Annotated in this window: 20 protein-coding genes; 14 read left to right on the plus strand and 6 right to left on the minus strand. The window is 67.8% G+C overall.

Features of this window, described 5'->3' with window-relative positions:
* Positions 1-2: 2 nt before the first annotated feature.
* Positions 3-1,337, minus strand: a complete 1,335-nt coding sequence (locus ACFWIW_RS00825; RefSeq protein ID WP_378366492.1) for a 3-oxoacyl-ACP reductase — start codon at positions 1,335-1,337, stop codon at positions 3-5.
* Between the two features lie 93 nt (positions 1,338-1,430).
* Here ACFWIW_RS00825 and ACFWIW_RS00830 point away from each other — a divergent pair, with 93 nt between their 5' ends.
* The 4 genes from ACFWIW_RS00830 to ACFWIW_RS00845 all read left to right on the plus strand — a co-directional run bounded on the left by ACFWIW_RS00830 (position 1,431) and on the right by ACFWIW_RS00845 (position 5,125).
* Complete coding sequence (locus ACFWIW_RS00830; RefSeq protein WP_378366493.1) at positions 1,431-2,720, plus strand: acetyl-CoA C-acetyltransferase; 1,290 nt, start codon at positions 1,431-1,433, stop codon at positions 2,718-2,720.
* 70 nt (positions 2,721-2,790) lie between these two features.
* A complete protein-coding gene (locus ACFWIW_RS00835; RefSeq protein ID WP_378366494.1) occupies positions 2,791-3,744 on the plus strand; it encodes an ATP-binding cassette domain-containing protein in 954 nt (317 codons plus the stop codon).
* On the plus strand, positions 3,741-4,544 hold the full coding sequence (locus ACFWIW_RS00840; RefSeq protein ID WP_125779924.1) for an ABC transporter permease: 804 nt from the start codon (positions 3,741-3,743) through the stop codon (positions 4,542-4,544). Before ACFWIW_RS00835 ends, ACFWIW_RS00840 begins: the two co-directional genes overlap by 4 nt.
* A gap of 209 nt (positions 4,545-4,753) precedes the next feature.
* Complete coding sequence (locus tag ACFWIW_RS00845; protein WP_378366495.1) at positions 4,754-5,125, plus strand: YciI family protein; 372 nt, start codon at positions 4,754-4,756, stop codon at positions 5,123-5,125.
* A gap of 57 nt (positions 5,126-5,182) precedes the next feature.
* Here the strand turns inward: ACFWIW_RS00845 and ACFWIW_RS00850 are convergent, their stop codons facing one another.
* The gene (locus ACFWIW_RS00850) at positions 5,183-5,689 is read right to left on the minus strand and encodes a DoxX family membrane protein (RefSeq protein WP_378366496.1); all 507 of its coding nucleotides are present in this window, start codon (positions 5,687-5,689) and stop codon (positions 5,183-5,185) included.
* A 130-nt stretch (positions 5,690-5,819) separates the two neighbouring features.
* A complete protein-coding gene (locus tag ACFWIW_RS00855) occupies positions 5,820-6,851 on the minus strand; it encodes a glycerophosphodiester phosphodiesterase family protein (RefSeq protein ID WP_378366497.1) in 1,032 nt (343 codons plus the stop codon).
* Positions 6,852-6,922: 71 nt separating this feature from the next.
* On the opposite strand from ACFWIW_RS00855, the gene ACFWIW_RS00860 reads away from it, so the two are divergent.
* From ACFWIW_RS00860 to ACFWIW_RS00895, 8 genes are all read left to right on the plus strand, one after another.
* Positions 6,923-7,684, plus strand: coding sequence for a MerR family transcriptional regulator (locus ACFWIW_RS00860; protein ID WP_378366498.1), 762 nt, complete (start codon positions 6,923-6,925; stop codon positions 7,682-7,684).
* 112 nt (positions 7,685-7,796) lie between these two features.
* On the plus strand, positions 7,797-8,987 hold the full coding sequence (locus ACFWIW_RS00865) for an ATP-binding protein (RefSeq protein WP_240596485.1): 1,191 nt from the start codon (positions 7,797-7,799) through the stop codon (positions 8,985-8,987).
* Between the two features lie 255 nt (positions 8,988-9,242).
* Positions 9,243-9,392: a hypothetical protein gene (locus ACFWIW_RS00870; protein WP_007032374.1), complete on the plus strand. Its 150-nt coding sequence runs from the start codon at positions 9,243-9,245 to the stop codon at positions 9,390-9,392.
* A 234-nt stretch (positions 9,393-9,626) separates the two neighbouring features.
* Positions 9,627-10,550 (plus strand): GNAT family N-acetyltransferase, encoded by a 924-nt coding sequence (locus ACFWIW_RS00875; protein ID WP_378366499.1) that lies wholly within the window; start codon positions 9,627-9,629, stop codon positions 10,548-10,550.
* 1 nt (position 10,551) lies between these two features.
* Positions 10,552-10,827 (plus strand): hypothetical protein, encoded by a 276-nt coding sequence (locus ACFWIW_RS00880; protein ID WP_378366500.1) that lies wholly within the window; start codon positions 10,552-10,554, stop codon positions 10,825-10,827.
* A gap of 64 nt (positions 10,828-10,891) precedes the next feature.
* Entirely contained in the window at positions 10,892-11,248 is a 357-nt protein-coding gene (locus tag ACFWIW_RS00885) for a YciI family protein (RefSeq protein ID WP_378366501.1), read from the plus strand.
* A gap of 7 nt (positions 11,249-11,255) precedes the next feature.
* The gene (locus tag ACFWIW_RS00890) at positions 11,256-12,473 is read left to right on the plus strand and encodes an RNA polymerase sigma factor (RefSeq protein ID WP_378366502.1); all 1,218 of its coding nucleotides are present in this window, start codon (positions 11,256-11,258) and stop codon (positions 12,471-12,473) included.
* Positions 12,474-12,879: 406 nt separating this feature from the next.
* A complete protein-coding gene (locus tag ACFWIW_RS00895; protein WP_378366503.1) occupies positions 12,880-13,500 on the plus strand; it encodes a hypothetical protein in 621 nt (206 codons plus the stop codon).
* Position 13,501: 1 nt separating this feature from the next.
* On the opposite strand, the gene mctP is transcribed toward ACFWIW_RS00895, so the two are convergent.
* Together mctP and ACFWIW_RS00905 are read right to left on the minus strand one after the other, a co-directional pair.
* Complete coding sequence (gene mctP / locus ACFWIW_RS00900) at positions 13,502-15,145, minus strand: monocarboxylate uptake permease MctP (RefSeq protein WP_378366504.1); 1,644 nt, start codon at positions 15,143-15,145, stop codon at positions 13,502-13,504.
* A complete protein-coding gene (locus ACFWIW_RS00905; protein WP_038521797.1) occupies positions 15,142-15,420 on the minus strand; it encodes a DUF3311 domain-containing protein in 279 nt (92 codons plus the stop codon). The genes mctP and ACFWIW_RS00905 overlap by 4 nt, the downstream gene beginning before the upstream one ends.
* Before the next feature lie 204 nt (positions 15,421-15,624).
* Between ACFWIW_RS00905 and ACFWIW_RS00910 the strand changes: the two genes are divergently transcribed.
* Together ACFWIW_RS00910 and ACFWIW_RS00915 are read left to right on the plus strand one after the other, a co-directional pair.
* Entirely contained in the window at positions 15,625-17,241 is a 1,617-nt protein-coding gene (locus ACFWIW_RS00910) for an alpha/beta hydrolase (RefSeq protein WP_378366505.1), read from the plus strand.
* 554 nt (positions 17,242-17,795) lie between these two features.
* Positions 17,796-18,071 (plus strand): helix-turn-helix domain-containing protein, encoded by a 276-nt coding sequence (locus ACFWIW_RS00915; RefSeq protein WP_240596476.1) that lies wholly within the window; start codon positions 17,796-17,798, stop codon positions 18,069-18,071.
* Here the strand turns inward: ACFWIW_RS00915 and ACFWIW_RS00920 are convergent.
* Entirely contained in the window at positions 18,068-18,643 is a 576-nt protein-coding gene (locus ACFWIW_RS00920; RefSeq protein WP_378366506.1) for an EndoU domain-containing protein, read from the minus strand. The genes ACFWIW_RS00915 and ACFWIW_RS00920 overlap by 4 nt on opposite strands.
* Positions 18,644-18,714 lie beyond the last annotated feature (71 nt).

Consider the following 18,714-nt stretch of genomic DNA (forward strand, 5'->3'; position numbering starts at 1 on the left):
GTTCACGCCCCCAGCAGTGCCTGGCCGCAGACGCGGACCACGTTGCCGTTGACCGCGGCCGAAGCCGGGTTCGCGTACCAGGCGATCGTCTCGGCGACGTCGACCGGGAGCCCGCCCTGGCCGAGGCTGGACAGCCGCCGCCCGGCCTCGCGGATGAACAGCGGCACCGCGGCGGTCATCTTGGTCTCGATGAAACCGGGCGCGACGGCGTTGATCGTGCCGCCGTATTCGGCGAGCTTCGGCGCGCCGACGTTCACCATGCCGATGACGCCCGCCTTGCTGGTGGCGTAGTTCGTCTGGCCGACGTTGCCCGCGATGCCGGCGATGGAGGAGACGCCGATGATGCGGCCGTTCTCGCGCAGCACCTTGTCCGTGAGCAGCTTCTCGTTCACCGCGAGCTGCGAGGCGAGGTTGACCGCGATGACCGAGTCCCAGCCGCCTTCGGTCATGTTGCCCAGCGTCTTGTCGCGGGTGATGCCCGCGTTGTGCACGACGATGTCGACGCCGCCGTGGCGGGTGACGAGGTACTCGGCGAGCTTCTCCGGCGCGTCGGCGGCGGTGATGTCCAGCTGCAGCGACGAGCCGCCGACCTTGTTGGCGACCTTCGACAGGTCCGCGCCCTGTGCGGGGATGTCGAGCGCGACGACGTGGGCGCCGTCGCGGCCGAGCACCTCGGCGATGGCGGCGCCGATACCGCGGGAAGCGCCGGTGACCAGTGCGACCTTGCCGTCCAGCGGCTTCGCCCAGTCGGCGGGCGCGGAGGCGGTCTTGGTCTCGGTGCCGACGCGGATGACCTGGGCGTCGACGAAGGCGGACTTCGACGACAGCAAGAACCGGAGCGTGGACTCAGTGGCCTCTTCGGCTCCTTCGGCGACGTACACGAGCTGAGCGGTCGCGCCGCGCTTCAGTTCCTTACCGACGGAACGGACGAAGCCTTCGAGCGCGCGCTGAGCGATCCGCTCGTTGCCTTCGGCCAGCTCCGGCGGCGTCCCGAGGACGACGACGCGGCCCGACGGCCCGACGCTCCGGATCACCGGGTGGAAGAAGTTGTAGACCTCGCGAAGCTGCTTCGGGTCCTTCACGCCTGTCGCGTCGAAGACGAGCGCGGCGTGCCTGTCCGTCGCGGTCGAGACGACCTCGATCCCCGCGCGGTGCAGCTGCGCCTCGATCACCTTTTCGAGGCGACCGCCCGGCGCGGCACCCAGAAGTGCGGGACCCTCGAGAGCGGGCTGGCCGGGCTTGTACCGGCGGAGCGTCGCGGGGTTCGGCAGGCCGAGCTTCGGCACCACGAATTTCCCTACCGGGCTCTTCGTGAACTGCTGGTACCTGTCAGCCATTACGTGCCTCCCGTGCAGTTTGCGTCACGTCGCATTCTAACCTACTCGCTAGTAGGTTACAGTGTGAGAGAGCCTACGGAGGAGTGGAAAAAAATGGCCACGAAAAGGACGGCACCCGTGCGCAAGGTCGCGATCATCGGCGGCAACCGGATCCCCTTCGCCCGCTCGAACGGTCCGTACGCCAAAGCGTCGAACCAGGACATGTTCACCGCCGCCCTCGACGGCCTGGTCAGCCGCTTCTCCCTGCAGGACGAGGTGATCGGCGAGGTCGCCGCCGGCGCGGTGCTCAAGCACGCCCGCGACTTCAACCTCGCCCGCGAAAGCGTCCTCGGCAGCAGGCTGAACCCCGCCACCCCTGCCTCCGACGTGCAGATGGCCTGCGGCACCGGTCTCCAGGCGATCATCAACGTCGCCAACAAGATCGCCCTCGGCCAGATCGACTCGGCCATCGCGGGCGGCGTCGACACCACGTCCGACGCGCCGCTGGCGGTCAACGACGACCTGCGCCAGATCCTCGTGCAGCTCAACGCCGCGAAGACGCTCCCCGACCGGCTGAAGCTCGCCGCGAAGCTGCGCCCCGGGCATATCGTCCCCGAGATCCCGCGTAACTCCGAGCCGCGTACCGGCCTGTCCATGGGTGAGCACGCCGCGCTGACCGCGAAGGTCTGGGAGATCACCCGCGAGGCGCAGGACGAGCTCGCCGCCACCAGCCACCAGCGGCTCGGCGCCGCCTACGACAAGGGTTTCTTCGACGACCTCGTCACGCCATACCTGAAGCTGGCGCGTGACCAGAACCTGCGTCCGGGCTCCAGCGTCGAGAAGCTCGCGAAGCTGAAGCCCGCCTTCGGTGGCCCCGAGGGCACGATGACCGCGGGCAACTCGACGCCGCTGTCCGACGGCGCGTCGACCGTCCTGCTCGCGACCGAGCAGTGGGCGAAGGCGCGCAAGCTGCCGGTGCTGGCGTACCTGACGTTCTCGCAGACCGCGGCCGTCGACTACGTCCACGGTGACGAAGGCCTGTTGATGGCGCCCGCGTACGCCGTCCCGCAGATGCTCACGCGCGCCGGGCTCACCCTGCAGGACTTCGACTTCTACGAGATCCACGAGGCCTTCGCGTCGCAGGTGCTCGCCACCCTCAAGGCGTGGGAGGACCCGCAGTTCGCGAAGTCGAAGCTGGGCCTCGACGAACCGCTCGGCTCCATCGATCGGGCGAAGCTGAACGTCAACGGCTCGTCGCTGGCGGCCGGGCACCCGTTCGCCGCGACCGGCGGCCGTATCGTCGCCACCCTCGCGAAACTGTTGAACGAGAAGGGATCCGGCCGCGGACTCATCTCGATCTGCGCGGCGGGCGGCCAGGGCGTCACCGCGATTCTCGAGAAGTAACAAGTCCGCTCTGAGCGGATCCGGGAAAAACCCCGGTGCCTTTGTCGGTGCCGGGGTCTAGTTTGACCGCATGTTCGCGGTTCAGGCGAAAGCGCTGGTCAAAACCTATGGGTCCACCCGGGCGCTCGACGGGGTCGATTTGTCGATCCCCACGGGCAAGGTGCTGGGCCTGCTGGGGCCGAACGGCGCCGGCAAAACGACGACGGTCCGCATCCTGACCACGCTGCTCCGCCCGGATTCGGGCGAGGCGGAGGTGGCCGGGCACGACGTGCTGGCCCACCCCGACGCCGTCCGGCGGTCGATCGGGTTGTCCGGGCAGTACGCCGCCGTGGACGAGAACCTCACCGGCTTCGAGAACCTGTACATGGTCGGAAGGCTGTACGGGAGCAAGAAGGCCGCGGCGAAGTCCAGGGCACGTGAGCTGCTCGCCCGGTTCCGGCTGGAAGACGCGGCGGATCGCCCCGCGAAGACGTACTCCGGCGGTATGCGGCGGCGGCTCGACCTCGCGGGCGCGCTGGTCGCCGAGCCGACCGTGGTGATCCTCGACGAACCGACCACCGGGCTCGACCCGCGCGGCCGGATCGACACCTGGGAGGTCATCAAGGAACTCGTCGCCGACGGCACCACCGTGCTGCTGACCACGCAGTATCTGGAGGAGGCCGATCAGCTCGCCGACTCGATCGTCGTGATCGACAAGGGGAAGGTCATCGCGCGCGGCACCGCCGACGAGCTCAAGCAGGAGATCGGCGGCGAGCGGCTGGAGCTCGTCGTGGCGAACACGAGCGACCTCGCCATGACCACGCAGGTGCTGACCGAGGTCGGCTCGGGCACGCCGTCGGTCGACGAGCACACCCGCAAGGTCGACGTGCTGGTCGAGGGCGGGCCGAAGGCGCTGATCGAGGCGTTGCGCCGGCTGGACGGCCACGGCGTCGCCGTCCAGGACGTCGCGCTGCACCGGCCGACGCTCGACGACGTCTTCCTTTCGCTGACAGGACACGCCACGGACGAGGGGGAGAAAAAGTGAGCGCGGTCGCGAAGGCCTTTTCCGACGGTGGCGTGATCACCTGGCGGAACCTGAAGAACGTCCAGCGCAACCCGGACTGGCTGATGGCGGCGACCCTGCAGCCGATCATGTTCGTGCTGCTCTTCGCGTATGTCTTCGGCGACGCGATCGGCGGGGAGGCGGGCGGGCTCGCGTACCGCGAGTTCCTGATCGCCGGCATCTTCGCGCAGACGGTCGCGTTCAACTCGGCGTTCACCGTGATCGGCTTCGCGAACGACCTGCAGAAGGGCATCATCGACAGGTTCCGTTCGCTGCCGATTTCGCGGCTCGCGGTGATCTTCGGCCGGACGACGTCCGACCTGGTGATCAGCGTGGTCGCGCTGGTCGTCATGTCGCTGTGCGGGCTGCTGGTCGGCTGGCGGATCCGCGGCAGCTTCCTCGACGCCGTCCTCGGCTACCTGGTGATGCTGATGTTCGCCTGGGCGCTGTCCTGGGTCGGCGCGTGGATCGGGCTCGTCGCGCGCAGTGTCGAGGTCGCGCAGAGCGCCGGGCTGATGTGGATGTTCCCGTTGAGTTTCATCTCGACGGCGTTCGTCCCGGCGGACAAGCTGCCGGGCGTGCTGAAGGCGATCGCCGACTGGAACCCGTTCACCGCGGTGATCAACTCGGCGCGTGACCTCTTCGGGAACCGCTTCGGCGCGGCACCGACGGGCTGGCCCGCCGAGAACGCTTCGCTGTACGCGATCCTGTGCTGCGTCGCCATCATCGCGATCTTCGCGCCGCTGGCGACCGCCCAGTACAAGAAGGTCGCGAGCCGCTGACGTCGCGTGCTTCTCGCTCGTCTCATGCGTGATACCGCTACGTGTCGTCCGTCGGATCACGCGTGCCGTCCCGCCAAGCACAGGGCACCGGAAACTTTCGTATCGCTGAAACATTCTTTCTGAACGAAATGTCGAACCGCCGTCGAGCCGCTCGACGCGTCGGTGAAGGCGGGGTAGAAACAGCCCCGCCAAGACACTGAGGAGCAGCGATGCGGTTTCTGATGATGCACCGGCTGGACGAGAGCGCCCCGGAGGCCTGGAACCCCAGCAAGGAATTCATCGAGAAGATGGGCGCCTTCATCGAGGAATCGTCCGAGAAGGGCATCCTCATCACGGCGGAGGGCGTGCACCCCTCCGAGCGCGGCGCGAGGGTCCGCAAGGCGCGCGGCGGCAAGATCACCGCGACGGACGGCCCGTTCACCGAGGCCAAGGAGGTCATCGGCGGATTCGCGCTGATCAACGCCAAGGATCTGGCGGAGGCCGTCGCCTTCGCGGAGACCTACGCCGCACTGTTCGAGGAGATCGAGGTCGAGGTCCGCACCGTCGTCGAGGCGGAGGACATCGAGGCCTTCACCTCATGACCCCACGCATTTAGTCCTCTGGATGCGTCTCGCATCCAGAGGACTAAATGCGGGTCGTCACTTCGTGATGGCCTTCTCGGCCTTCTTCGCCAGCTTCTCGGCACGCTTCTCCGTCTTCGACGCGGCGCGGCGGGCGCGCCAGCCGAGCGACGGCTTGCCGGCGGTGTCGGCGGCGGCTAGCAGCAGGCCACCGGCGAGTCCGGCGTTCTTGATGAACTGGATCTGCTGCTGCTGACGCTCGGCCGGTTCCTTGATCTCCCAGAACCGGTGCGCGGCCAGCGTGGTCGGGACGAGGCTGCCGAGCAGCAGCAGCGAGGCCAGACGCGGCGCCTTGCCCGCGGCGAGCGCGACCCCGGCGCCGACCTTCACGGCGGCGTCGATCCGGACGAGGGTGGCGGGGTCGCGCGGCACCGATTCCGGCACCACGCCCTCCAGTTTGTCGAAGGACTCGGTGAGGAACGGCTCCACGGCTTTGGCGTGCCCCTGGGTGTCCCTCAGCGCGCCGATCCCGCCGGAAATGAAGATCGCGGCGAGGAGCGGACGTGCGACGCGACGGAGAATCACGGTCGTAAACCTTTCTGATCCGGACCCGGGAAACAAACCTATCCCCAGTCTTCCCGCCCGCCACCGCGCCGAACCGCGCTAACGGTGTATCCCGGAATATTTATCTGACGCTAGACGGAGCTAGATTCCGCTAGCGGATCCGATACGCCTTCGGGAGCTTGAAGCCACGGTCGGCCGCGACCTGCCGCAGCCGGTCCGGGTAGTCGGTGATGATGCCGTCGACGCCGTCGTCGATCAGCTTGTGCATGGTGGCCGGATCGTCGATCGTCCAGGGCACGACCTTGATGCCCGCCCGATGCGCCTCGGTGACCAGGGCCTTCGTGGTGAACGGCCGGTAGTCGGGGTCGCCGACCTTGCCGCCCTGCGGGTTGCCGTGCACCGGCGAGAGCGCCTTCGCGCCGAACGACTTCACCGCGCGGACGGGGCTGCCGCCGAAGTCGTCGATGTCGAGCCCGCCGAGCCACGGCGACTTGCCCGGCTGCCCCACCTGCAGGAACTCGGGCTGGGTCAGCGCGACCGTCGGGATCCACGGCGCGACCTCGCGGAACCGCATCAACGCGCCCCAGTCGAAGCTCTGGATCGTGACGTTGCGCGCGAACCCGCCGCGCACGATCTCGCGCACCGCCCGCTGGACGAACTGCTCACGCGGCGCCGTCTCGTGCGGCGCGGCGGCCTCGACCTTGGTCTCGATGTTGAACTTGATCCCCCAGGCGCGGTGGTCGCGGGCGAGCTGGAAGAGCTCGGCGAGCGTCGGCATCTTGGCGCCGGGGGAGAGCGTCTGGCCGGGATGCGCGGGCTGGCGGATCGAACCGCAGTCCAGCGTGCGGACCTGCGCGAACGTCAGGTCCTTCACGTACTTGCCGACGTACGGGTACGCCGGGTCGCCGGGCGTCGCGGGCGCGGTGTCACGGCACTTCGCGGGTGTCGTCTTGCGGTCGTGGGTGATCACCTCGCGACCGTCCTTGGTGATCTGGATGTCGAGTTCGAGGGTGGTCACCCCCAGCTCCATCGCCTTGCCGAACGACGCGAGCGTGCTCTCGACCGTGAGGCCGAGCCCGCCGCGGTGAGCCTGGATGTCGAAGGCGCGACGCGGCTGCGCGTCGGCGACCCCGGCGGTCGTCAGGGTCAGCGCAGCGGCGATGACCAGCGCGAATGTCTTCATTCGTGAACCATGCCACGGACGGGTGAACTTCGATTGACTTTGACGCAACGTCAACCTCTACCTTCGTGGACATGCCGAACGAGAAGGAGTGGTCGATCCAGGACATCGCCCGCTCGGCCGGGACGACGAGCCGCACGCTGCGCCACTACGGCGACATCGGGCTGCTCGAACCGAGCCGGGTGGGGAGCAACGGATACCGCTACTACGACCAGGACGCGCTGGTGCGGCTGCAACGGATCCTGCTGCTTCGCGAACTCGGGCTGAGCCTGCCCGCGATCGGCGAAGTCCTCGAAGGGGAGCAGGACACGACGGCGGCGCTGCGCACCCACCTGAAGTGGCTGGAGCAGGAGCGACAGCGGCTCGGACGGCAGATCGAATCGGTCAGGACGACCTTGAAGAAGACAGAAAGAGGTGAACAACTGATGGCAACGGAAGTGTTCGACGGCTTCGACCACACGAAGTACGAGAAGGAGGTCACCGAACGCTGGGGCGCCGACGCCTACAAGCAGGGTGACCGGTGGTGGAAGTCGCTGAGCGCCGAGGACAAGAAGGCGCACCAGCAGGAGCAGAAGGACATCGCGGCCGCGTTCGGCGAGGCCCACGCGAAGGGCCTGCCCGCCGACGGTGACGAGACCCAGGCGATCACGCGGCGGCTGTACGAATGGCTCCGGCCGGCGGTACGAGCCGTCTCGAAGGGCTACTTCGCCGGTCTCGGGCAGCTGTACGTCGACGACCCGCGCTACGGGCAGTACGACGAGAAGTACGGCCCGGGCACCGCGGAATACATCCGTGACGCGATGAAGATCTACGCGGAACGCAATCTGAGTGAGTAAAACGAGTCGACGGGGCTGCAGACCCGTCCACTCGGAGTAACGCGCCGCGACACGCCTATCCCTCTATGGCGGAATATCGGGCGAGAGCTAGAAACGCCGATAGCGTGTGAGAGTGGATCCCATCCGCAACCCCTTCGCGCCGGGTGCCGGCCAACGGCCGCCCGAGCTGGCAGGTCGCGTCCGCGAGCTCCAGGCCTTCGAGGTCGTGCTCGAACGGGTCGCGCGGGGGAGACCCGAACGCAGCCTGATGCTGACCGGTCTGCGTGGCGTGGGGAAGACCGTGTTGCTGGGCGAGCTGCGCTCGCGGGCCATCAAGCACGGCTGGGGCGCGGGCAAGATCGAAGCCCGCCCGGACACCGAACTCAGGCGGCCGCTGTCGGCCGCGTTGCACCGCGCGATCCGCGACCTCGCCGTGCGCCATCGCGCGCCGGACCGGGTCGAGCAGGTGCTCGCCGTGCTCAAAGCGTTCGCGCTGCGCGCCAACAAACCGGACGCGAAGCTCCGTGACCGCTGGCAGCCCGGTATCGACGTGCCCGCCGCGCAGGGCCGCGCCGATTCCGGCGACATCGAGATCGACCTGGTCGAACTGTTCACCGAGGTCGCGGAGCTGGCGGCCGACGTCGGCACCGGGGTCGCGCTGCTGATCGACGAGATCCAGGATCTGCTGCCGGAGGACGTTTCCGCGCTTTGCGCCGCCTGCCACGAGCTCTCGCAGTCCGGGGCGCCGCTGGTCGTGGTCGGCGCGGGACTGCCGCACGTGCCCGCCGTCCTTTCGGCGTCGAAGTCGTACTCGGAACGTCTCTTCCGCTACGCGCGCATCGACAGGCTGGAACGCGAAGACGCCGACCTCGCGGTGATGGCGCCGATCGAACGCGAAGACGCGGGCATCGAACCGGAAGCGCTGGACGCCCTGTTCGACGCGTCCGGCGGCTATCCGTACTTCATCCAGGCCTACGGCAAGGCCGCCTGGGACGCCGCGCCGGCGGATCCCATCACCGTGAAGGACGTCCAGGTCGCGGCCCCGGAGGCCGAATCGGAACTCGCGGTCGGCTTCTTCGGCTCCCGCTACGAACGCGCGACGCCCGCGGAACGCGAGTACCTGCTCGCGATGGCGGAGCTGACGCAGGGGCGGGACGAGTCCGCCGGGACCGCCGATGTGGCCGTCTACCTGGGGCGGAAGCCTTCGTCGTTGTCACCGGCGCGGGACAGCCTGATGAAGAAGGGCCTGGTGTACTCCGCCGAGCGCGGGCATATCGCCTTCACCGTCCCGCACTTCGGCCACTACCTGCTCGGCCGGGACTAAGCCTCTCTTCGGCTTTATCGCATAGATCCTAGAAAGCGGTAGAGAACCCTACCGCCGCTTCGTCGCGCCTTCGGCGTTACCAAGAAGTGACCGGCGCCACCAAATCTCTCCGGTTTTACGCTCATGTTGCCGATGATTCATCGGCGGGTGTGCCAAGTCACCGGATAATCGTTGGCATCCTTGTGAAAAAGGGTGCATACTAGGAGCACAGCCACGAAGACGCAAGACCTACTCCCAAGGGGATGACAAAAACCGATGAACAACATCGCCGCCAAGCTCCGTGCCCGTCGCGCCGAGGCTCGTACTCGCCGGGCGCTGAACCGGGCGATCGACACCGCGGCCACCGCGACCGTTCGTCAGGAGCTCATCGCTATCTCCCAGGCGCGTCACACGCACATGCGCTGACCCGACAACAACCGTTGTAGGTGTCGCCCGTTCGAGTGACCTACGACACATAGTGCGTGGGGTGTAACGCCGTGGAACGCGGCGTCGATACCCACTACGACCCCGTGATGCTGGCGGACCCCCGACCTGGCAGCATCACGGGGTTTCCATATGTCCACCCCCGAAAGATTTCTTGCCTTCACCGCTTCGCGGAGTAACACTTGACCTCGTCAACGAATCTGTTGAGGTGGTCAAATGAATCGATCCGCGGACCGGGTGGCGACCGTCCGGGCCTTCAACCGCCTGTACACCGGCGTGATCGGCGTCCTCGACGAAGGACCGGCCGACGCCGAATACTCCCTGAGCGAAGCCAGGGTCATCTTCGAACTCGCGCAGCAGGAGCAGACCCAGGTCACCGACCTGCGCAAACGTCTCGACCTCGACGCCGGTTACGCGAGCAGGCTGCTCGCGAGGCTCGAGGGGCGCGGCCTGCTCACCCGTGAACGCAGCGACGAAGACGCCCGCCGTCAGATCGTGCGCCTGACCGAGAACGGCCGCAAGGCCTTCGCCGTCCTCGACGAACGGTCGGTGGGCCGGATCGGCTCGCTGCTCGGCCGGTTCGGCGAAGACGAGCAGCGACGGCTGCTCGGTGCCATGGACACGATCACCTCGCTGGTGGGCGAACGCGCCGCGGATCCCACGCTGGTCCTCCGCCCGCCCCGGCCGGGTGACTTCGGCTGGGTGGTCCACCGTCACGGCGCCCTTTACTCCCGCGAGTACGGCTGGGACGAGCGCTTCGAAGCGCTCGTCGCCCGCGTCGTCGCGGAGTACGTCGAGAGGCGCGGAGACCCGCGCCAAGCGGGCTGGATCGCCGAGCTCGACGGGGAGCGCGTCGGCAGCATCTTCTGCATGCCCGCCGAAGACGGCGTCACCGCGAAGCTCCGGATGCTGCTCCTCGAACCGGCCGCCCGGGGGCGGGGTGTCGGGAAACGCCTGGTCACCGAATGCGTCGAGTTCGCGAGGGCGGCGGGCTACCCGGCGATGGAGCTCTGGACGGTCTCGCTGCTGGAGACGGCGCGGGCGATCTACCGGAAGGCCGGTTTCCAGCTGGTGAGCGAAGAAACGATCACGGGCTTCGGTTACGAGCTGACCGGGCAGACCTGGCGGCTGGAGCTGTGACGTGTTCGTCGTCTACTGCCCCGTCTGCGATCGGCGGTCCGTGGTCGGGGTCGGCTCGATCGATTTCGTCGACGACCTGACGCCGGGAATGATCTCCGTTTCCGGTCGCTGCCCGGACGGCCACTACGCCGTCCTCCTGACCGGGAAGTCCTTCACTCCCGACGAGCCCTGTGTACGCGAGGTGCGGCAGGTGTTGAAACGCCGGCGTCGCCGGACCAGGCTGGGTGCCTGGTTCGCGCGGCAGCGTGAGCTGCACGACCGGCTCTTCCGATATTGACGCGCGGTGTCGATTCGCCGAGGGCTCGTTCGTCTAGGGGCCGTCGATTCCCAAGGAGGACACCATGCCCAACTACGTCGGTTTCCTGCGGTCCCAGTCGGACTCGCATGATCACCTCGGCCCCGACGAAGCGCAACGCGTGCTCGAGAGCTATATCGCCTGGGCGGACGAACGCACGAAGGAAGGCCGTTTCGTCGGCGGCGGCGGGCTGTCGCGCGGCGGCAGGGTGCTGCGCGGCACCGGCGGCGAGGTCGGTGCGACCGACGGACCGCACACCGAAGCCACCGAGATCGTCGGCGGTTACCAGGTGATCGAGGCCGTGGACCTCGACCAGGCGGAGAAGATCTTCGCGACGCATCCGCATCTGGCGTTCGGGCCGATCGAGGTGCGCAAGGTCGGCGAACGCGGCTGCGAGGAGTGACGCCGTCATGAGCCGCCCGGCCGGCGTGGTGGAGCACCTGTTCCGACACAGCGCCGGGCGGATCGTCGCCACGCTGGCCAGGGCGCTCGGCCCCGAACGCCTGGACCTGGCCGAGGAGGCCGTCGCCGACGCGCTGGAACAGGCGCTGCGCACCTGGCCGCAGAGCGGGGTGCCGGACAATCCGCGCGGCTGGCTGTTCCGGGCCGCGCGGAACCGGGCGATGGACGTCGTCCGGCGCGAACAGACGTTGCGCGCGCTGCTGCCGCGGCTCGTGGAGCTGAACGGCCACGAAGCCGACCGGCGGACGGACGACGAACTCGTGTTGATGTTGCTGTGCTGTCATCCCGCGCTGCCGAAGGTCTCGCAGGTGGCGCTGACGCTGAAGACCGTCGGCGGGCTCGGGGTGAACGAAATCGCGGCGGCCCTGCTGACGAAACCGGCGACCGTGGCGCAGCGGCTCGTGCGGGCGAAGAAATGGCTGCGGGAATCGGGGAAACCGTTTTCGCTGCCTGGACCGGACGCGCTGGAGTCCAGAGTGGACAGTGTGCTGGCCGTGCTCTACCTGCTGTTCAACGAGGGCTACGACGCGACGACCGGCGAGGTCGCGGTGCGCGGCGAACTGTGCGGCGAGGCGATCCGGCTGGGGCGGCTGCTGCTGGCCGAGCCGAAAACGGATCTGCCGAGGGTGCGGGCGCTGGTCGCGCTGATGCTGTTGCAGGCGAGCAGGCTGCCCGCGCGGGTCGACCGGGACGGCGATCTGCTGCTGCTCGACGAGCAGGACCGCGACCGCTGGGATCACGCGATGATCGCCGAGGGGACGCGGCTGTTCGAACGGGCGTGCACCGGGCCGGAGATGTCGGCGTATCACGTCGAAGCGGCGATCGCGCTGTGCCACGGCACGGCTTCGTCGCCGGATTGGCGCCGGATCGTCGGCCTGTACGACGACCTGCTGGCGCTGCGGCCGTCGCCGGTGGCGCGGCTGAATCGCGCGATCGCGCTATCGATGGTGGACGGCGCGGCGGCCGGGATCGCCGAACTCGAAGCCGTCGAGGCCGACCTGCCGGACTACACCCTGCTGCCCGCCGTCCTCGGTGCACTGTGGCTGCGGGCCGGCGACGCCGGGCGAGCCGCGGACCACTACCGGCGAGCGCTCGCACTGCCCTGCTCGGAACCGCGGCGGCGCTTCCTCACCCGACGCCTGGCGGCCTGCTCCGCACCCCCTTGAGCAGCGCTTTTTCCGCCTCGCCGCGCGTACCCCACCCCCCACCGCTCCCAGGGGGGCGCGCCCCGCACCAGCGTATCGGGAGGGGGTGACGCGGGGTGGGTTCCGGCGGTGGCGGGGGCCGAGTTGTCCACAACGACGGGTGGGTGTGGACAACTCGGGTGGATGTCTCAAAGGGGGCCTTCGGGACATCGAGCGTCTCAAAGGGGGCCTTCAGGACTCGGAGATCCGGCGGGTGGGCGTGGGCACCTGGCCGAGGGACACGCGGGTGATGTGAAAGCCACTTTCGCAACGTTGAAGGTTGCGAAAGTGGCTTTCGCAACGCGCGGCAGCGGCAGCAGTAGTCCAAAAGCGGAGGTAGCGACGTCGAAGACACCCCCAGTTCACGCGGACACGGTTGGCTGGGGCAATGAACTGGACGGCGTACGTCGACGGCTACTGCGAACGCCTCGCCCCCGGTCTCTGGGGCGAGCCGCTCAACAGCCTCAGCAATCTCGCGTTCCTGATCGCGGCGATCGCGGTCTGGCGGCAGCCGAAGGGGCGCGTCTTCGCCGTCCTCATCGGACTGGTGTTCCTCGGCAGCACGGCCTTCCACCTGCTCGCCACCCGCTGGTCCGCGGCCGCCGACACCGGCTTCATTTTGGTGTTCGTCCTGTACTACGCCGCCGTGTTCCCGCATCTGTTCTTCGGCGTCCGGCGCGGGCTGTCGTGGCTCGGCATCCCCGTGTTCCTCGCCTTCACCGCCGTCGTCGCGTCGCTGGGCGGCGGGCTGTACCTCTCGGCGCTGATCGGGCTCGTGATCTTCGCGATCGTTCTGAAGGGTGAAGACCGTCGCAGGTTCGCGATCACCGCGGGCGTTTTCGGAGTGTCCCTTTCGTTCCGCACGGCCGACCACACGGTCTGCGGGAACTTCCCCGCCGGCACCCACTTCCTGTGGCACCTGCTGAACGGCCTCGTGCTCTACCTGGCGGCGACCGCGGCCACGAAAAGGGCCGCGTCCCGGCAGGACGCGGCCCCTTCCCACAGCTGACTCAGTGGACGCCGATTTCGCGGAGATCCTTGTCGTGCTCGTCGGCGTGGTAGTCCTCGGCCTCGGTGTCGTCCGTGCCGTTGAAGACCTTCATCTGCCGCGCGATCACCGTGAAGATCACGGCGACGAGCAGGTTCGCGATCAGCGCCACGAACCCGACGTAGATCTGCAGCTGCGAGCCGCTGAGCGGGTGCCAGCCGAAGATCGACAGGTCCCCGAGCTTCAGCGCCGAGCCACCGAAGTGCGCCTTGCCGGTCGCCGGGTTCGGGATGTTGTAGAGCATGATCAGGCCCCACCCGATACCGACCACCCAGCCGGCGATCAGGCCCCAACGGTGGAACCACCGCGTGTAGAGCGAGATCGCGACCGCCGGCAGCGTCTGCAGGATCAGCACACCGCCGATGAGCTGCAGGTCGATCGAGAACTGCGGGTCGATGAACAGGATGAACGCCACCGCGCCGAACTTCACGATCAACGAAGCGAGCTTGGCCTGCTTCGCTTCCTCGCCCGGCGTCGCGTTCTTCTTGATGTACTCCTTGTAGATGTTGCGGGTCCACAGGTTGGCCGCCGCGATCGACATGATCGCCGCGGGCACCAGTGCGCCGATACCGATCGCGGCGAACGCGATCCCGGCGAACCACGACGAGAACTGCGAGTCGAACAGCACCGGGACGACGGTGTTCGTGTCGGGCTTGCCGGTGGCGTTGTTGGTGATCGGCGAGACCGACGCGCTGATCGCGACGTAGCCGAGCAGCGCCAGCAGACCCAGCACCAGCGAATACGCCGGGAGCGCGACCATGTTCCGCTTGATCACGCTGCGGCCGCGCGAGGCGAGCACGCTGGTGAGCGAGTGCGGGTAAAGGAACAGCGCGAGCGCCGAACCGAGCGCCAGCGTGGCGTATTGCAGCTGGTTGTTGGTGTTGAGCAGGATGCCGTCCGCCGGAGACGGCGTCTTGTCGAACTTCGCGTCGGCCGCGTCGAAGATCGCCGACCAGCCGCCGAGCTTCGAGGGCAGGTAGATGATCGCGACGATGATCACGAGGTAGATCAGGATGTCCTTGACGAACGCGATCAGCGCGGGCGCGCGAAGGCCGGACTGGTAGGTGTAGACCGCCAGGATGATGAAGGCGACCAGCAGCGGCAGGTGACCGACGATGCCGGAACCGTTGATGCCCATGGTCCGCAGCACCGCTTCGAGGCCGACGAGCTGCAGCGCGATGTACGGCATCGTCGCGACGATGCCGGTGATCGCGATCAGCAACGCCAGCGTCGGCGAACCGAACCGCCCGCGGACGAAGTCGGCGGGGGTGACATAGCCGCGGACCCGCGAAACCGACCACATGCGCAGCGCCGGCATCAACACGATCGGGTAGACGATGATCGTGTACGGCAGCGCGAACAGACCCATCGCGCCGGCACTGAACATCAGCGCGGGGACGGCCACGAACGTGTAAGCCGTGTAGAGGTCACCGCCGAGCAGGAACCAGGTGATCCACGAACCGAACTTGCGGCCGCCGAGACCCCATTCGTCCAGGTGGTCGAGGGTGTTGCCGGCCTTCCAGCGCGACGCGACGAAGCCGAGCACGGTGACCACCGCGAAGAGGATCGTGAAGATGATCAGCTCGGGCCATTGGATGTTGGTCACTTGACGTCCCCCTCGTCGAGCTCGTCCACGGACAGCCGGTCGGGACGCTCACTGGTCGGCTTGTCCTTGGTCATCACGTAGACGATCCAGGTGCACAGGACACCGACCACCACGAACACGAACTGGAACCAGTAGAAGAACGGCATCCCGAACAGCCGGGGACCGTCAGAATTGAACAAAGACGTGATCAGCACCAGCAACGGGATGATCAACAGGAGGTTCCATGGGCTGAACTGAAAGCCCCTCACCTTCCCGTCTGCCTTACCTGACGCCATCGGACCTCACCTAACATTCCCGTACCCCCGGATGGTCCCGATGACCCTAGAACCTCTCACCCGCCCGGGTCACGCGTGCCCGATATCGATTTGATCAGCGACGCCCCATACGACGAAGGGCGGTTGCCGTCGGAGTCCCCGCCGGATATCAATAGCCCGCAGTCGCGAACAGGAACTTCGCACGCAAGACCAAAGGGGCATCGGATGAAGAAACTCCGCTATGCGGTGGTGATCCCGGCTGTCGCCGGCACCATGCTGGCCGGGTTCACGCCTGCGTTCGCAGGTCCGGAGGCTGCCGGGCAGCAGCCGCTGAACTCCACCAACATTCCGGCGAAGTACGCGGACCAGAGGCTGGACTGGCACAAGTGCACCGCCAGTGAGCTGCCGTCCGCGCCGCCTCCGGGGGCCGAGAACATCGAGTGTGCGACCTACCGCGCGCCGCGTAACTGGTACAAGACGAACGAGGCAATCGACCTGACGATCGCCGTCAGCCGCCTCGCCGCCACCAGCGGCAAAGCGACGGCCAGCGTCATCACGAACCCGGGTGGCCCCGGCGCTCCGGGCCGTAACTTCCCGGCCCGTCTGCGTAACCAGACGAAGCTCCGCGCGAACCAGGAGATCATCGGTCTCGACCCGCGCGGCACCGGCAAGAGCACCAACATCACCTGCGGCAACGCGATCGGCACCGGCTCCGACCTGGACCCGCGCGACCGCAGCCGGGCGAACCTCAACCTGATCCTGGACGCCACCAAGTACGCGGCGGACTCCTGCCAGGTGAAGTCCGGCGAGCTGGGCCCGCTCATCAACACCGCACAGACCATCCGCGACATCGACCTGCTGCGCGTCCTCCTTGGCCGCGACAAGATCAACTGGGTCGGTTATTCGGCGGGCACCTGGATGGGCGCGCACTACGCGCAGCAGTTCCCCACCCGCACCGGCCGCTTCCTGCTGGACTCCTCGACCGAGTTCACCACCACCTGGCAGAACTCGTTCGACGGGCAGCCGCTCGGCTTCGAGCGCCGCTGGCGTCAGGACTTCCTGCCGTGGATGGGCAAGTACGACAAGGTCTACGGCTTCGGCAAGACCGGTGAAGCCGCGCGCCAGACGTACGAGAAGGTCCGCTTCGCGCTGACGCAGAACCCGGTCGAGGTGGACGGCGTCCCGGTTTCGGCCAACGCGCTCGACTCGACCATCGCGTCGTACCTCTACTCGAAGCGAAACTTCCCGGCGCTGGCCGACTACCTGGTCAACCTGAAGACGCTGACCGAGGGCACCTCGACGCAGCAGCAGAAGACCTCGGCCGCGAAGAAGGTCAAGGCCGAGACCGTCGACGGTGACGGCGTCATCGGCCCGCAGCCGCTGTTCGTCCCGACCGACGGCGACTCCTACAACGCCAGCTTCTGGACCATCCCCTGCAACGAGGGCCCGTGGTACGGCAACCGGAACAGCGTGATCCGGCAGTCGCAGAAGCTGATCGACCGCGATCTGCCGCTGCTCGGCGCGGGCTGGCTGATCCAGCCGTGCATCTTCTGGAAGAACAAGCCGGTCGACCTGCCGAAGCTCGACGGCCGCGGCGTCCCGCCGGTGCTGATCGTCCAGTCGGTGAACGACCCGGCGACCCCGATCGAGGGCGCGACCCGTGCGCACCGCGCGTTCGCCGGTTCGCGGATGATCACCGTGACCGGTGAAGGCGACCACGGTATCTACGCCGGCGGCAACGCGGGTGTGGACAAGGTCGTGGAGGAGTTCCTCGTCGACGGCAAGGTGCCGAACGACCAGAGCCTCCCCGGACTCCCACTTCCGGTGCCCGCGGGCGCCTGAAGCCACTAGGGATTGTGGCCCCGTCGAGTTCCGGCTCGGCGGGGCCCTTTCTTTGGGTTGTCCACGGACCTGTGCACAGAGTTGTCCACAGGCTGGGGGTAACTCGGGCGTGTGCGCCGAGACGCATCTCGCGTGATCGGAGCCCAAACTCGCGTGATTGGGGCCGGAACTCGCGTGACTGGGTGGACGGCACGGGTGATCGGACGGACGACACACGTGACTGAAGGGACGACACGCGCGCGGACGGGCCGGTAGGCGAGTCGTCCATCAGGACACGCGTGTCGTCCCTTCCGTCACGTGTGTCGTCCACCCAGTCACGCGAGATCCGTCCACAAGGGTCACCGAGGCTCGGGCTGATGCCCGATTTGAGTACTTCGGGTGGTGGTCGTGAGTGGCAATGGTCGTTCTAACGCGCTTTACCGCTCACGACCCCAGCGGGAACCGGACACCATGACACCAACCGGGCGCATGGGTCGTCGCGAAGCGGTGCCGCCGGGGTGCCAGGTGGCGCTCCGGGCTTCGGCCGCGGCAGGACCGGTATTAGTATTGGGCCCATGGTGCGAGTGCCGTTGACGGACGAGGAACGCGAACGCGGCGAGCGGCTGGGGCTGGCGCTCCGGGACGCGCGCGCGGCGTCGTCGCGGAGCATGGTCGAGGTCGCGGCGGAGGCCGGGATCTCGGTGGAGACGCTCCGGAAGATCGAGACCGGGCGGATCCCGACGCCCGCCTTCTTCACGGTGATGGCGATCGCGGACGCGGTCGCGCTGCCGCTGGACGCGCTGCGTTCGGCCGCCGAGTGCGGCGCCGAAGAGGTCGCGGAAGCGAGTTAGGGGCGCAGAGCGGCCAGGGCGTGTGCCCGGTCGTTCAGGTAGAGGAATCCGTCGATCGGCAGGTCGAAGCTGTTCAGCAGGCTTTCCAGGGTGGCGTACTCGTCCACGCCGAGATGCAGGTTCTCCTTCATCGCGTGGGCGACGAGGACGTCCGCCAGCTCTTCCCATTCACCCGACCAGTGCAAGGTGCGGTAGAAGGCCAGTACGTCCGGCGCGATCCGGTCACCGATCTGGTCGAGCAGGCTGTCGCCGAAGAAGCTGATCCGGCCGGCGGAGAGGTCGGCGACCGTCGGGTTCGCCGGGTCGGCGGCGGTGTCGGGATTGCGGACCACGCCGGGGCCCGCGACCGGATAACCCGTCTTGACGTGGCCGTTGTCCTCGACCAGCACGATCAGGTGCACGCCGTACCGTTCGCCGGCGCAGCGCCAGCGGCCGTTGTGCATTCTGAGGCGGGGTTCGCTCGGATCGTTCGCGACGTCCTTGATCACCGCGATGATCTGCTCGTCGGTCCAGCCCGCGGGGAACTCGCTGGTCGCCCGCCGTCCCTTTCCCGGTGCGTGCCCGCCGCCCACTCGTGCTCCTTTCGTCGCATCGAGGGTAACCCGCGTTCGGAGTATCCGAATGATCCGAACGCGGGAACGGG

The organism is Amycolatopsis sp. NPDC058340 (assembly GCF_042723975.1).
GTDB lineage: Bacteria > Actinomycetota > Actinomycetes > Mycobacteriales > Pseudonocardiaceae > Amycolatopsis.